The following is a 14,098-nucleotide window of genomic DNA, read 5'->3' as shown; positions in this document are numbered from 1 at the left end:
TCCATGGCGCCAACGGTCCTGCAAGCCCACACCGCCCCACCTCTGACAGATCCTCGCGACTGTTGGTAGGTGTCGACCTTGGTCGACACATCTGTCAGATATCGAAAATCAAATTTGAATCAGATCTACCGTGTCGACCAAGGTCGACACCCACCAGAGCAGACTGCCGTTCCAACAGATCGCGGAAAACTGTCGAAGGCGGGGTGGGTCCGGTGGCGGGGGCGTGAGCCGCATGGATGCGGCGACCGAGCCTACATGGACGTATTTACGGCGCCCCCCGCCACCGGACCCACCCCGCCATCCCACGGAATGCACGCTGTTGCTGTTGCTTCGGCCGTTGCGGTTGCAGTTGCCTCTGCAGGTGCAGGGCTGCAAGCCCTGCCAAACAACCCTCACCCTTCGCAGTTGGCGAACACGTCGCGGTCGCGCTCGTACAGCGAGGTCTTCACCTGCATCAGGCCCAGCACCGACGGGAACAGGTTGTCGTGGTCGGCGTACGCCGCCGAACGCTTGCGCACGCACTGCAGGTCCAGTCCACGGCTGCTGGCGAAGCCCGGCGAGAACCACATCGTCATCGGCACGCGGGTCTGCTCGGCCGGGGCGATGGCGTAGGGCACGCCATGCAGGAACAGGCCCTTCTCGCCCAGCGACTCGCCGTGGTCGGACAGGTAGATCATCGCCGTGTCGTAGTCCTGCAGGCCCTGCAGCGTGCCGATCGTCTTGCTCAGGAAGTGATCGGTGTACAGCACGGCATTGTCGTAGCTGTTGGTGATCTCCTCGCGCGAGCAGCGGCCGATGTCACGGGTGTCGCAGGTCGGGGTGAAGCGGCGGAATGCCGGCGGATAGCGCTCGAAGTAGGCCGGGCCGTGGTTGCCCAGCTGGTGCAGCACCACCACCCGGTCACCGGGTTTGGCGCGCACCTGGGTGGCCAGGTCCTGCAGCAGGATCTCATCCATGCAGCGGCCATCGGCGCACAGCCCCGGCGTGGTCGCGTCGGACAACGACTGGAAGTCCAGGCCTTCGCACACGCCCTTGCAGCCGGACTGGTTGTCACGCCACAGCGGTGCGATACCGGCACGGTTCAGCACATGCAGCAGCGACTGGTGCGCGCGGATCTTCTTCTCGTCGTAGTCGTGGCGGCCCCATGGCGAGAACAGGCACGGCAGCGAGACTTCGGTGCTGGTACCGCACGAGTGCATGTCCGGGAAGTTGATCACCGGCGCCTGCGCCAGTTCCGGCGTGGTGTTGCGGCCGCCGTTGAGCCCCCAGTTCTGCGCACGCACGGTCTCGCCCATCACGATCACCAGCAGGCGCGGCTTGCTGGCCGGTGCACGCGGGGTGGCCTTGGCGTCGGTGCCGATCGGCAGCTTCGGCGCGCGCTGCACCGGATTGTCGCCACGCAGTGCACGCGGCATGCCCAGCAGCACGTTGGCCGGGGTGGCGAGATAGCGTACTTCGCGCTGGTTGCGCATCAGCGCCGAGACGTCCTGGAACGAGATCAACGCGCCGCCGACCGCGGTCACTGCGGCCACCACCAGGAAGCCGAGGCGCCACAGCAGGCTGCGGCCCCAGCTGCGGCGGCGCAGCTGCACCCGCCACAGCACCACCATCGGCAGCACCGCCAGCAGCAGCACCGGCCACACCAGCGACACCGTCATCAGTTCGCGGCTTTCCTTGGGGTCGGTTGCCAGCACGTTGCGCAGCATGTCCGCATCCAGGTAGATGTGGTAACGGCTCATGTAGTGCGCGGCGAATGCAGTCACCAGCAGCAGCAGGCTGATCACCACCTTGGCGTTCCAGCGCCAGACCAGGATGCCGAGCAGTACGCCGTGCGTACCCAGCAGCAACAGCAGCAGCGAAAGGGCGTAGCGCAGGCTGCCCGGATGGCTGGCCATCGCGCTGTGCCAGAACAGGCCGTTGCCGGCCACTGCGAAGAACAGGCTGGTCAGCGCGATCAGTGCTTCGGTGGACAGCTGCGGCCGCCAGCGAAGGACGCTTGCCAGGGGCGGCAGGCGGGTAGAGCGTTGGACCGATGCGCTCATGCGTTTGCCTCCTGGCGGTGGGGACGGTCCAGCTGACGGCGGATCAGGACATACAGGCCCAACGAAAGCAGCCAGCACGTCAAGGCCGTGGCAACGTCATGCGAAAGGAAGTGCGCGCCGCGCAGCTGCTGGCTGATGCCGAACACCAGGCCGCTGCCCAGGCCGATCCACAACCCCGCCCAGCGCCACGACGGCCGCCACAGCAGGGCGAAGAAGTACAGGCAAAGCCAGGCGTAGCCCGCGCTGGCGTGCCCGGCCGGGAAACACGCCTGCGGGGCCATGCCGGCCGGGCGCAGGGTGAACAGTCCGATGAAGGGCTGGTGGCCGCCATAGCGCAGCAGGTCCCACGGGCATTCCATCGGCACCAGCGACTTCAGCAGGGAGATCACTCCGGTGCCCAACGCCATGGCAACAACGACATAAAGCAGCGCCCAGCGCAGGGTCCGGTCACGGCCCTTGCGCCAATGGTGGAAGCACAACAGGATCGCCACCAGCGCGGCGGCCGTGCTCATCCACTTGCCGACCTTGTGGACGAGCGTGCGGGTGACCCAGGCGTCCTGCAACGCCCAGTGGCCACCCTCAAGGCGGAACAGGTGGTCGGCCAGCCACTGGTCGCCACCGAAGCCCATCAGCAGCGCGAACACGGGCAGGCCGATGGCGACAGGCAGCCAGAGGTGAGTTACGGCAAATCTTGACGCCAGCGGCGATGTCGCAAGCGGCGCTACCGAATCAATGGGACGGACGGGCATGCTGGGAAAGGGCGGTTCGGGAATCCGCGGCCATGCTCGTCACCTGGATGTCGGAGAAGGGTCGGACGCTCGTTCGTGCCGGGTTAATGTTTGCCCGGCACGAGCCAACGTTCAGTCTTCTTCGGCGGTCGACCCGGCCCGCTCGGCATGGCATTGCGGGTCCCAGGCGGTACCCGGAAGCAGCTGCCAGCGATTGCGGTTTGCCACGCCGATGTCGATCACCTTGGCCGGGTCCACGCACGGGCTCATCGCATCGTCCAGTACCAGCAGCCAGCGCTTGTCCGGCGCCCCGGCCAGCCACGGGCCCGCATCGTGCCATTGCTCGGCCCAGGGGCGCTTGAAGCCGAACTCGCGCACCGGGCGGTCGGCCTGCAGCAGGTTCTGTTCGCGCCAGGCCACCAGCGCCAGTTCGGCATCGGGGCCGATCCGTGTGCCGACCCGGCGCATCAGCGCCGAGGCCGAGGCGTAGGGGTCCAGCGCCGGGATCAGCACCAGTCCATACAGCATCCACAGCATGCCGTGGGTCAGCAGCACCAGGGTCGCAGCACGCCGTACCCGCAGCCATACGATCAACGTGGCCAGGGCGATGGCGAAGGTCAGCAGGCCGTCGCCGAGCACCGGCAGCAGGGTGTCAGGCATGGCCCGGCGCTCCAGCTGCGCCACCGCCCACGGGTGCTCGGTCATCAGCATCACGCCGAGCACGCCGGTGGCCAGCATCAGCACCACGCTGTAGCCGAACAGGTAGCGGCGCACGCACAGCCGGCGCAGCAGGCCCGGCAGCAGCGGTGCGACGGCCAGCGCCATGGCCGGCAGCATCGGCAGCAGATAGACCTCGCGCTTGCCCGGGCTGGCACTGAAGAACACCAGCACCAGCAGCGCCCAGCCCAGCAGCAGCCACTGCCGGCGGTCGCCACGGCGCAGGCGGCGCCACCATGGCTTGAACAGCAGCGGCAGCAGCAGGCTGCCCGGCAGCCACAGGGTGAGGATCACCTGCAGGTAGTACCAGACGGGCTGGCGGTGATGCCAGGCGTTGGCGTAGCGGGTGCCGGTCTGCTTGAACAACAGCTCATGCGCGTAGGCCTGCAGCTCGGCGCTGGGCGCATGCAGCAGGGCCCAGCCCAGCGGTGCCAGCCACACCCCCACGCCCAGCAGGAAGGCCGGGATCAGCCAGAGCAGGCTGGCCGGATGCGGGCCGTCCACCACATGGCCGCGGCGACGCTGGTACAGCCGCCAGCCGAACCAGGGCAGCACCATCAGCAGCGGCAGGAAACCCACGCCCTTGGTCACCGTGCCGACACCGGCGGCGAAACCGGCCAGCCACAGGGCGGGCAGGTTGGGTCGCTCGCACAGGTGGCGCATCAGGCCCCACAGGGCCACCGTGGTCATGCCCACCAGCACCATGTCGATCTGCGCGCGCTTGGCCATCAGGCCGAACTGCAAGGTGCAGAACAGCGCAGCCACGGCATAGAGCGAATGCCGGGGTGACCACAGGCGCCGCGCCAGGTCCGAGACCAGCCACAGGCTGAGCAGGGCGCCCAGCAGCGAGGGCAGCAGGAATGACCATTGCCAGCTGCCGACCACCTCGTAGGCCGCCGCCTGCAGCCACATGAACACCGGAGGCTTTTCCGCATACAGCTCGACGCCACGGTGTGGCAGCAGCCATTGCCCGCTCTCGACCATGGTGCGGGCAGCCAGCACGAAGCGGGGCTCGTCCGGCGGTTGCGGCTGGCGCATGCCGATACCGGCCGCCAGCGCGGCAATGATCAGCAGCCACAACAGGGGCAGGCGCCAACGACGGGGCAGGGCTACGGGCACGGCGGGCTCCGGGAGCAAAACAGCCATTCTGAGGCGGCGGGGGTGGGAAAAGCGTCGGAGGTGGCCAAGGCGACCGCATTCCGACATGGGCAGCGCTACCATGTTACGAACTTCCGTGGATGTTTCGTGCATGCGTCTGTTGGTGATCGAGGACAACCGCCAGCTGGTGGCCAACCTGTTCGACTATTTCGAGTCGCGCGGGCATGTGCTGGACGTGGCCCCGGATGGCATCACTGGCCTGCACCTGGCCGGCAGCCACCCCTACGATGCGGTGATCCTGGACTGGATGCTGCCGCGCATGGAGGGGCCGGAGGTGCTGCGCCGCCTGCGCGCCGAGCACGCCTCGGAAGTGCCGGTGATCATGCTGACCGCACGTGACGAGCTGCCGGACAAGATCGCCGGCTTCCGCGCCGGTGCCGACGACTACCTGACCAAGCCGTTTGCTCTTCCCGAGCTGGAGGTGCGGCTGGAGGCGCTGCTGCTGCGTGCGCAGGGCCGCAATCCGCGCAAGCGGCTGCAGGTGGGCGACCTGGTGCTGGACCTGGCCACCCTGGAGGCGCAGCGCGGCAGCCAGGTACTGCATCTGTACCCGGCCTGCCGCAAGCTGCTGGAAGTGCTGATGCGCGCCAGCCCCGGAGCGGTCACCCGCCAGCAGCTGGAGTTCGCGCTGTGGGGCGACGAGCCACCGGATGGAGACCTGTTGCGTTCGCATGTCTACGAACTGCGCCGCAGCGTCGATGGCCCGTTTGCCGACAAGCTGATCCACACGCTGCCGCGGGTCGGTTATCGCCTGGCCGTGACTTCGGCCAGCGATCCGGCCAGGGAAGACGATGAAGGCGCGTAAGCCGGGCCCGCTGTACCGGCGCGTGGTGTGGTGGTTGCTGGGCTACCTGGCGCTGTTGTCGATCGCGGTGTTCAGCGTCGGCAACTACGTTCACGAGCATGCCGAGCATGCGGCCTGGCGCGCGCTGCTCAACTCCGAACTGGACAGCATCGTCGACCATACCGAGCACGAGCCGCATTACCGTTGGCAGGACTCGGACACGCTCAGCCTGTTCCGTTTCGATGAAGGCAACATGCCCGAGAGCGTTCGCACGCTGCACCCAGGGCTGCACGATGGGGTACCGATCAAGGGGCGGCAGACCGCCGTGATGGTGCGCGACACCGGCTCGATGGGGCGGGTGGCGCTGGCGCTGGACATCTCCGACTTCCATGACCTGGAGCAGTTCGCGACGCGCTGGGTGATGCTGGCCGGGGTGATCATGATCTTCGTCACCGTGCTGATGGCTTCGTTTGGCATGGAGCGGATGGTGCGTCCGCTGAGCCTGCTGGCCCAGCATATCGGTGCGCTGCGGCCGGGTGTGCAGGGGCAGCGCATCAACGTGGACCCGCGCGGCAGTTCCGAGCTGCATACCATCGCCGATGCGCTGAATGACTACCTGGACCGCAACGAGCAGTTCGTCGAGCGTGAGCGGGTGTTCATCAGTACCGCCAGCCATGAGCTGCGCACGCCGATCGCGGTGATGACCGGCGCCGCGGAACTGGCACTGGAACAGCCGGGCCTGCCGGATCGGGCGCGCCAGCAGATGCAGCGCGTGCTGCGTACGGCGCAGAGCGTTGAGCAGCTGATCGAGCTGCTGCTGGTGCTGGCACGCGATCCGGCGCGACTGGCCGCTCGCGCCGAGCGCATCGCGCTGGACCAGCTGCTGCCCGAGATTGTCGATGACCACCGCCACCTGCTTGGCGACAAGGACCTCAGCATCGGCATCCAGGCCGCGCCGGTGGACATCGTCGCGCCGTTGGCGGTGGTACAGGCGGCGATCGGCAACCTGCTGCGCAATGCCATCGAGAACAGCGGGCGTGGCCATATCGAACTGCAACTAAGTTCGTCGGCAGTGCTCACCCTGCAGGACCCGGGGCACGGCATGAGCCCGGAGGAGATCGCCGCGATTCACGCGCGCATGGCCCGGGGCGACCGCGCCGACCGCGGTGGGGGCATCGGCCTGGACCTGATCGCGCGCCTGTGCGAACACCTGGGATGGACCCTGCGGCTGCAGCCCTGCGCAGCGCGAGGTACGCGCGCCACCCTGGATTTCAGCGCATCGCGCCCGGCCTGATCGGGCCGCGCCGGTAGATGCCAACCTTGGTTGGCATACTGCCCGTCGACCAAGGTCGACGCCTACCCAGGCAATGGGCGGCCTGTGTCGTGGTAGATGCCAACCTTGGTTGGCATGCTGTACGTCGACCAAGGTCGATGCCTACCCAGGCAATGGGCCGCCCGTGTAGTGGTAGATGCCAACCTTGGTTGGCATGCTGTACGTCGACCAAGGTCGACGCCTACCCAGGCAATGGGCGGCCTGTGTCGTGGTAGATGCCAACCTTGGTTGGCATGCTGTACGTCGACGAAGGTCGACGCCTACCCAGGCAATGGGCGGCCTGTGTCGTGGTAGATGCCAACCTTGGTTGGCATGCTGTCCGTCGACCAAGGTCGACGCCTACCCAGCAGTGGTCACCGTCCGTCCGGGCGCGCCACGTGCTGGTCGATCAGGATCACATTCCCATCAGGATCGGCCAGCTGCAGGTAGCCGGTACCCTGGCCCTCAGGGTCGGTACGTACTGCCAGCTCGATGCCCTTGGAGTCCAGCTCGGCCTGGAGTTCACGTACGTCCTGGAAGTGGGGCAGTTCCTGCTTGTGCTGGTCCCAGCCAGGATTGAAAGTCAGCAGGTTGCCCTCGAACATGCCCTGGAACAGTCCGATCACCGTACCGTTGCTGCGCAACACCAGCCAGTTCTGTGCCGGGTCACCACCGGTGACCGTGAAGCCCAGCGCTTCATAGAACGCACGGGAGGCGGCCAGGTCCTTCACCGAGAGGCTGACCGAGAAAGCGCCGAGCTGCATGGGGAGGCTCCCGGAGGGGATGGGGTCGTGGTCGGCACTGCAGCATGACCCGGCGTGAAGACAATGTTAATCTCAACCTGCGCCGCTTCATGCGGCGCTTTTTTTTCCCGCTCTTTCGATCGACAGAGGATCCCATGCCGACCGAACCCGCTACTGCCCTGATCAGCAACGACATCGTTGGACTGGGCCTGATTGCCGCCACCCTGGCCCTGATCTTCTGGGCTGCCAGCGGTCCGACCCCCTTGCTGAAGAAGATCTTCGCCTGGGTGCCGGCACTGCTGCTGTGCTACTTCATCCCCGCCATCTACAACACCGCCGGTGTCATCGACGGCCACAACACCTCGCTGTACAACCCGGTCGCACGTGATGTGCTGCTGCCTGCGGCGCTGGTCCTGCTGACCCTGTCGATCGACCTGAAGGGCGTCATCAAGCTCGGCCCGAAGCTGCTGCTGGTGTTCTGTGCCGGTACCGCCGGCATCATGCTCGGCGCCATCGTCTCGTTCCAGCTGATGAAGCTGATCCACCCGGAAACCGTGGCCGGCGACACCTGGGCCGGCATGGCCGCGCTGGCTGGCAGCTGGATTGGCGGCGGCGCCAACATGGTCGCGATGCGCGAAGTGTTCGGTACCGATGCCACCACCTTCGGACAGTTCGCGGTGGTCGACGTGGCCTGCGCCAGCCTGTGGATGGCGATCCTGCTGTTCCTGGCCAATCGTGCGCAGCAGATCGACACCCGCAACGGCGCCGATACCCGCGCCATCGACGAGATGAAGGCCCGCATCAGTGCCTACGAGGCGCAGAATGCGCGCATTCCCAGCATGACCGACCTGATGGTGATCGTCGGCGTGGCGCTGGGCGGCGTCGGCCTGGCCCATGCGATCGCGGCGCCGCTGTCGGGCTGGTTCAAGGCCAACGTCAGCTGGGCCAGCCAGTTCAGCCTGGACAGCCAGTTCGTGTGGGTGATCCTGCTGTCCACCGCAATGGGCCTGGGCCTGAGCTTCACCCGTGCACGCCGGCTGGAAGCGGCGGGTGCCTCGCGGCTGGGCACGGTGTTCCTGTACTTCCTGATCGCCTGCATCGGCATGCAGATGAACCTGCTGTCGCTGCTGGATCGTCCGTGGCTGTTCCTGCTGGGTGCGATCTGGATGGCCACGCACGTGCTGGTGCTCTGGATCGTTGCCAAGCTGCTGCGCGCGCCGTTGTTCTTCTTCGCGATCGGTTCGCAGGGCAACATCGGTGCGGCGGCATCGGCCCCCGTGGTGGCGGCGGCTTTCCACCCCACGCTGGCTCCGGTGGGCGTGCTGCTGGGCACGGTGGGCTATGCCACCGGTACGGGCCTGGCGTATGTCACCGGCTTGATCCTGAAGTGGATGGCCACCGGCTGAGCCGGGCCACGCCTGGCATCGCGATCCCGTGTAGAGCCGAGCCGATGCTCGGCTCTTTTTTTGCAGGCCGCAGGCGGAACTGTGCGGTACATGCCGGATCGTATGGTGATCGCGACGTAGCGTAGACAGCACCTGTCGCTCATCCGCAGCGACGTTGCCTGGGGGCTGGAATGACGCATCGACGGATGATTGGGGGGGCCACGCTGCTGGCACTGCTGTTGGCCAGCGCCGGGGCAGCTGCGCAAGGCGATGCTGCCGCGCGTGGTGCCCAGATACAGGCCGTAACCGAGGCCAGTGCGCGTGAGGTGGCGGGATTGATTGCCCAACCCGGCTTCGCCGAGGCCGTGCGCACCACGCTGGCGGCCTCACCGGAACGGGGCGTGGCACTGGACGCCGTGATGGAGCGCTTCGACCCGGGCGTCCGCACCCAGGCCAGCGTCTCGCTGGCCAGCAACGATCAGCACCTGCGCCAGGCCAAGGGCTTGCCAGCGCAGGGCGAGGGGCTGCTCCAGCTGCGCGCCTATGTGCCGGAGGGCCAGTCGCTAGCTGACATCGCGCCACGCCAGTTGTGGGTGGCCAGCCTGCCACGGGGCAATGATCGTGACTGGACCACGCTGACGGCCTACGACGCGCAGGGCCGCGCGCATGTGCTGGACGCAAGGCAGGCACCGGCATTCCCGGTCTTGATCGTCGATGTCGATACCCGGCGCTCGGTGCAGGAGGGCATGGCGCTGGTCAACGCCGGCCTGCGCGCACGGGGCCTGCAATCGCCCGAGCGCATCCAGCTGTCGGCCGATGGCGCGCGTGCATCACTGGACATCACCCGGCTGGACCGCATCCGCCTGGCCGACGACCAGGAGCCGTGGGCACTGGGCGCGGCGGAGGTGTTCGCGGTGGTGTCCGGGCTGCAGATCGGCAAGGCGGAGCCGGAGATGGCCACGGTCGACATGCCCTACCTGGACCATGACAAGACCGACTACACGCCGCAGCAGGCGCTGGTCCTGTGGGGCAACTATCGGTTCAACGCCGCCAACGTGCAGTTGTTCGAGGATGACGGTGACACCAACTACCAGGACCTGCTGGTGGCGTTGAGCAACGGTGTGAAGGCAGCGCTGGGTGCGTTCGCACCAGAGTATGCGGTCATTGCCGATATTGCCGGCGCGATCCTCAAGGCGATGCCGTCGTCGTGGTTCTCCAACGACATCGATTACCTGGACAGCTTCTACCTGCTGCAGCGCGGGCAGGCCTATACCGATCGCCTGGGGGCAGCCAACAACGCCAAGGTCACGCTCACCCCCATCACCCTGGTGGAGTAGGTCGGCAGGGCTTGCAGCCCTGCACCCGCTTCAATCAACGGCAACGTCAAAAGCCGAAGCGGCATTCCGTGGGTTGGCGGGGCACTGTGGGTGTGCGGGGACGCCGTAAACCCATCCATGGGGGCTTGGCCGCCGCATCCATGCGGCTCACACCCCGCACACCCACAGTGCCCCGCCTTCGACAGGTTCACGCGGCTGTTGGTGGGTGCCGACCGTTGGTCGGCACATCTGTCAGATATCGATAAACAAAATGGGGTCAGATCCGTTTCCTTCGGGAAACGGATCTGACCCCGCATGTGTCTCGCCGTCACCGGCAATCTGTCAGAGGTGGGCGGTGTGGGCTTGCAGGACCGTTGGCGCCATGGATGGCGCCATCGAGCCCCCATGGAAGGGTTTACGGCGTGTCCTGCAAGCCCACACCGCCCCGCCAACCAAACAGAAACCCAGAGCCGACGCTCTTGCAGTTGCAGTTGAAGTTGAATCGGCGGGCGGCGGGCTGCAAGCCCGCCACCCACACACAACTTCAACAGCAGCGACCGCCATTGCGGCCGCCATAACGTGCTTCCTGCCGCTCGCGGAAGAACGTCTTGTAGTCCATCGGCTCCTGGTCCGGATGCTTTTCCAGCATGTGCCGGACGTAGTTGTCGTAATCAGGAATCCCACAGCACAGCCGAGCGGTCTGCACCAGGCGCCGCCAGATGCGGCGGTGCGCCTGGTACTGGCCGGCGGGAACCAGTTGCGTGCTCATCACAGATCCACCATTTCATGCGGCTTCAGCGCCACGTACGGGGTCTCGCGGTCGCTGCGCTGCGGGTTGCGGCGGGCGGCCAGGATGGTCTTGATCGAATACACCAGCACCGCGCCCACCACCAGCAGGAACAGCGCGGTCAGCCCGGTATTGACGTAGGCGTTGACCACGATCTGCTTCATCTGCGCCACCGACTTGGCCGGCGCGGTGATGGTGTCGCTGGCAAGCGCCGCCTGGAACTTGTGCGCCTGTGCCAGGAAGCCCTGCGCCGGGTTGCTGTCGAAGATCTTGATGAAGCCGGCGTAGGTGGTGCAGATCAGCAGCCACACCGCCGGCACCGCGGTGACCCACGCGTAGCGGTCACGCTTCATCTTGAACAGCACCACCGTGCCCAGCATCAGCGCGATGCCGGCCAGCATCTGGTTGGAAATGCCGAACAGCGGCCACAGCGTCTGGATGCCCCCGAACGGATCGACCACGCCGGTGTACAGCAGATATCCCCACAGCGCCACGCAGCCGGCGGTGCCGATGATGTTGGCGGTCCACGACTCGGTCTTCTTCAACGCTGGCACGAAGTTGCCCAGCAGGTCCTGCAGCATGAAGCGCCCGGCACGGGTGCCGGCGTCCACCGCGGTCAGGATGAACAGCGCTTCGAACAGGATCGCGAAGTGGTACCAGAACGCCATCATTGCGTCGCTGCTGCTTGGAATCGCCTGGTGCAGGATCTGTGCGATGCCCACCGCCAGCGTGGGTGCGCCACCGGCGCGGTGCAGGATGGTTGGCTCGCCGATCGCCGCGGCCGTGGCGGTCAGCTGTTCCGGGGTGATGGTGAAGCCCCAGGTATTGGTGATGTAGTGCGCGGCCGACGCCACATCCGGGCCGATCACCGCCGCCGGGCTGTTCATCGCGAAGTAGATGCCCGGATCGATGATCGAAGCCGCCACCAGCGCCATCACGGCCACGAACGATTCCATCAGCATGCCGCCATAGCCGATGTAGCGCATGTGCGCTTCATTGGCCAGCAGCTTCGGCGTGGTGCCGGAGGAAATCAGCGCATGGAAGCCGGACACCGCACCGCAGGCGATGGTGATGAACAGGAACGGGAACATGCCGCCCTTCCACACCGGGCCATCGCCGCTGGCGGCGAACTGGGTCAGCGCCGGCATCTTCAGTTCCGGCATCACCACCAGAATGCCGATGGCCAGCGCGATGATCGTACCGATCTTGAGGAAGGTCGACAGGTAGTCACGCGGTGCCAGCAGCAGCCACACTGGCAGTACCGAAGCGACGAAACCATAGCCGATCAGCATCCAGGTGATCTGGGTGCCGGTGAAGGTGAACGCCGGGCCCCAGGTCGGGTCGGCCGCGACCTTGCCGCCGAACCAGATCGCGGCCAGCAGCAGGATCAGGCCAACGATCGAGATCTCGCCGATCTTGCCGGGGCGGATGTAGCGCATGTACACGCCCATCAGGATCGCGATGGGCATCGTTGCGATCACCGTGAACATGCCCCAGGGGCTCTCGGCCAGTGCCTTGACCACCACCATCGCCAGCACGGCCAGGATGATGATCATGATCAGGAAGGCACCGAACAGGGCGATGGTGCCGGGCACCTGGCCCATCTCCTCGCGCACCAGGTCACCCAGCGAGCGTCCGTTGCGGCGGCTGGACAGGAACAGGACCATGAAGTCCTGCACCGCACCGGCCAGCACGACGCCCACCACCAGCCACAGCAGGCCGGGCAGGTAGCCCATCTGCGCGGCCAGCACCGGGCCGACCAGCGGGCCGGCGCCGGCGATGGCGGCGAAGTGGTGGCCGAACAGCACGTGCTTGTTGGTCGGCACGTAGTCCAGGCCATCGTTGTTGATCACCGCCGGGGTGGCCCGGGTCGGATCGAGCTGCATCACCTTGTTGGCGATGAACAGGCTGTAGAAGCGATAGGCGACGAGGTACAGCGACACCGCCGCGACGACGATCCACAGGGCATTGATGTGTTCGCCGCGACGCAGCGCCACGGTGCCCAGACAGAACGCGCCGAGCAGGGCGAGTACCGCCCAGCCCAGTTTGGAAAACCCTTTCATGAGGTGCTCTCTCCCGGAAAGACAGACAAAGAGTCCTGCTTGCCCTCGACACGGTCAATTGGCACAGGACGAATCTGCGGTAGTACTTTGGTCGTACGAAGGGAATGCTGACGTGCAGCGAACATCAGCGATGGAACAATCGGTTGCGGAGCCGTCCATTGGCGTCCGGCCGTGTGGCGTCCATCTTCAGGGGCATCCATCCAACAGGAGTCGCCATGAGCTTTCCCGAACCGGTCCGCGTACTGCGCACCATCCGTGGCATGCCCACCTCCGATGGTGCCGGCGTGCGCCTGACCCGCGTCATCGGTGGCCCGACGCTGCCCGACCTGGATCCGTTCCTGCTGCTCGATGAATTCGGCACCGACCGCGCCGAGGACTACATCGCAGGTTTCCCCGAGCATCCGCACCGTGGTTTCGAGACGGTGACCTACATGCTCGACGGGCGCATGCGGCACCGCGACAACCACGGCAACGAAGGCCTGCTGACCCCGGGCAGCGTGCAGTGGATGACGGCGGGGCGCGGCCTGGTGCATTCGGAGATGCCCGAACAGGAAAGCGGGCAGATGCGTGGTTTCCAGCTGTGGGTGAATCTGCCGGCGAAGGACAAGATGACCGAGCCGAAGTACCAGGAGTTCGCGCCCGAGCGCATTCCGCTGGTGCAGCCGGCCGCCGGCGTGGAGGTGAAGGTGATTGCCGGCAGCGTCGACGGTACCCGCGGGCCGATCGTGCAGCCGGCCACCGATCCGCTCTACCTGGACATCACGCTGGCGCCCGACCGCGCCTGGACCTACGCACTGCCGGAAGGGCACAACGCGTTTGCCTATGTATTCGAAGGTGCAATGACGGTGGGCGAGCAGGACGCCGCGCGTGACGTGGCGCGCCAGGAACTGGCGGTGCTGGGCGGCGGTGAACAGCTGCACATCTCGGCCGGCCGTGATGGCGCGCGGTTGATCCTGGTGGCCGGCCGTCCGCTGCGCGAGCCGGTGATGCGGCACGGTCCGTTCGTGATGAACACGCGGCAGGAACTGATGCAGGCCTTCGTCGATTTCCAGGAAGGCAAATT

At 66.4% G+C, this 14,098-nt stretch carries 11 protein-coding genes; 5 read left to right on the top strand and 6 right to left on the bottom strand.

The window, feature by feature from the left end:
• Positions 1-392 precede the first annotated feature (392 nt).
• From N7590_RS20290 to N7590_RS20280, 3 genes are all read right to left on the bottom strand, one after another.
• Positions 393-2,042, bottom strand: coding sequence for a phosphoethanolamine--lipid A transferase (locus N7590_RS20290; RefSeq protein WP_164242923.1), 1,650 nt, complete (start codon positions 2,040-2,042; stop codon positions 393-395).
• Positions 2,039-2,791: a phosphatase PAP2 family protein gene (locus tag N7590_RS20285; protein WP_164242922.1), complete on the bottom strand. Its 753-nt coding sequence runs from the start codon at positions 2,789-2,791 to the stop codon at positions 2,039-2,041. The genes N7590_RS20290 and N7590_RS20285 overlap by 4 nt, the downstream gene beginning before the upstream one ends.
• Before the next feature lie 111 nt (positions 2,792-2,902).
• Complete coding sequence (locus tag N7590_RS20280; RefSeq protein ID WP_164242921.1) at positions 2,903-4,606, bottom strand: glycosyltransferase family 39 protein; 1,704 nt, start codon at positions 4,604-4,606, stop codon at positions 2,903-2,905.
• A 130-nt stretch (positions 4,607-4,736) separates the two neighbouring features.
• Here N7590_RS20280 and N7590_RS20275 point away from each other — a divergent pair, with 130 nt between their 5' ends.
• The gene (locus N7590_RS20275) at positions 4,737-5,450 is read left to right on the top strand and encodes a response regulator transcription factor (RefSeq protein ID WP_053511933.1); all 714 of its coding nucleotides are present in this window, start codon (positions 4,737-4,739) and stop codon (positions 5,448-5,450) included.
• Complete coding sequence (locus N7590_RS20270) at positions 5,437-6,723, top strand: HAMP domain-containing sensor histidine kinase (protein WP_164242920.1); 1,287 nt, start codon at positions 5,437-5,439, stop codon at positions 6,721-6,723. The genes N7590_RS20275 and N7590_RS20270 overlap by 14 nt, the downstream gene beginning before the upstream one ends.
• A 392-nt stretch (positions 6,724-7,115) precedes the next feature.
• On the opposite strand, the gene N7590_RS20265 is transcribed toward N7590_RS20270, so the two are convergent.
• Positions 7,116-7,505 (bottom strand): VOC family protein, encoded by a 390-nt coding sequence (locus N7590_RS20265; protein ID WP_164242919.1) that lies wholly within the window; start codon positions 7,503-7,505, stop codon positions 7,116-7,118.
• A 134-nt stretch (positions 7,506-7,639) separates the two neighbouring features.
• Here N7590_RS20265 and N7590_RS20260 point away from each other — a divergent pair, with 134 nt between their 5' ends.
• Together N7590_RS20260 and N7590_RS20255 are read left to right on the top strand one after the other, a co-directional pair.
• A complete protein-coding gene (locus N7590_RS20260) occupies positions 7,640-8,890 on the top strand; it encodes a DUF819 family protein (RefSeq protein WP_040007302.1) in 1,251 nt (416 codons plus the stop codon).
• Between the two features lie 185 nt (positions 8,891-9,075).
• Complete coding sequence (locus N7590_RS20255; RefSeq protein ID WP_053511936.1) at positions 9,076-10,206, top strand: DUF3103 family protein; 1,131 nt, start codon at positions 9,076-9,078, stop codon at positions 10,204-10,206.
• A 523-nt stretch (positions 10,207-10,729) separates the two neighbouring features.
• Here N7590_RS20255 and N7590_RS20250 read toward each other — a convergent pair.
• Positions 10,730-10,954: a CstA-like transporter-associated (seleno)protein gene (locus tag N7590_RS20250; RefSeq protein ID WP_005410613.1), complete on the bottom strand. Its 225-nt coding sequence runs from the start codon at positions 10,952-10,954 to the stop codon at positions 10,730-10,732.
• Positions 10,954-13,035: a carbon starvation CstA family protein gene (locus N7590_RS20245; protein WP_006462520.1), complete on the bottom strand. Its 2,082-nt coding sequence runs from the start codon at positions 13,033-13,035 to the stop codon at positions 10,954-10,956. The genes N7590_RS20250 and N7590_RS20245 overlap by 1 nt, the downstream gene beginning before the upstream one ends.
• 215 nt (positions 13,036-13,250) lie before the next feature.
• Between N7590_RS20245 and N7590_RS20240 the strand changes: the two genes are divergently transcribed.
• Positions 13,251-14,098, top strand: an 848-nt coding sequence (locus tag N7590_RS20240) for a pirin family protein (RefSeq protein ID WP_279935835.1), incomplete at its 3' end; no start/stop codon positions are given.

The organism is Stenotrophomonas sp. GD04024 (assembly GCF_029837545.1).
Lineage (GTDB): Bacteria > Pseudomonadota > Gammaproteobacteria > Xanthomonadales > Xanthomonadaceae > Stenotrophomonas > Stenotrophomonas forensis.
Note: the sequence above shows the minus strand (reverse complement) of the source record. Positions and strands in the feature narration are given on the sequence as shown.

Coding starts and splice junctions, on each gene's coding strand:
- N7590_RS20255 (WP_053511936.1), top strand. CDS start 9,076: ATGATTGGGGGGGCCACGCTGCTGGCACTGCTGTTGGCCAGCGCCGGG.
- N7590_RS20265 (WP_164242919.1), bottom strand. CDS start 7,505: ATGCAGCTCGGCGCTTTCTCGGTCAGCCTCTCGGTGAAGGACCTGGCC.
- N7590_RS20250 (WP_005410613.1), bottom strand. CDS start 10,954: ATGAGCACGCAACTGGTTCCCGCCGGCCAGTACCAGGCGCACCGCCGC.
- N7590_RS20290 (WP_164242923.1), bottom strand. CDS start 2,042: ATGAGCGCATCGGTCCAACGCTCTACCCGCCTGCCGCCCCTGGCAAGC.
- N7590_RS20245 (WP_006462520.1), bottom strand. CDS start 13,035: ATGAAAGGGTTTTCCAAACTGGGCTGGGCGGTACTCGCCCTGCTCGGC.
- N7590_RS20270 (WP_164242920.1), top strand. CDS start 5,437: ATGAAGGCGCGTAAGCCGGGCCCGCTGTACCGGCGCGTGGTGTGGTGG.
- N7590_RS20285 (WP_164242922.1), bottom strand. CDS start 2,791: ATGCCCGTCCGTCCCATTGATTCGGTAGCGCCGCTTGCGACATCGCCG.
- N7590_RS20260 (WP_040007302.1), top strand. CDS start 7,640: ATGCCGACCGAACCCGCTACTGCCCTGATCAGCAACGACATCGTTGGA.
- N7590_RS20275 (WP_053511933.1), top strand. CDS start 4,737: ATGCGTCTGTTGGTGATCGAGGACAACCGCCAGCTGGTGGCCAACCTG.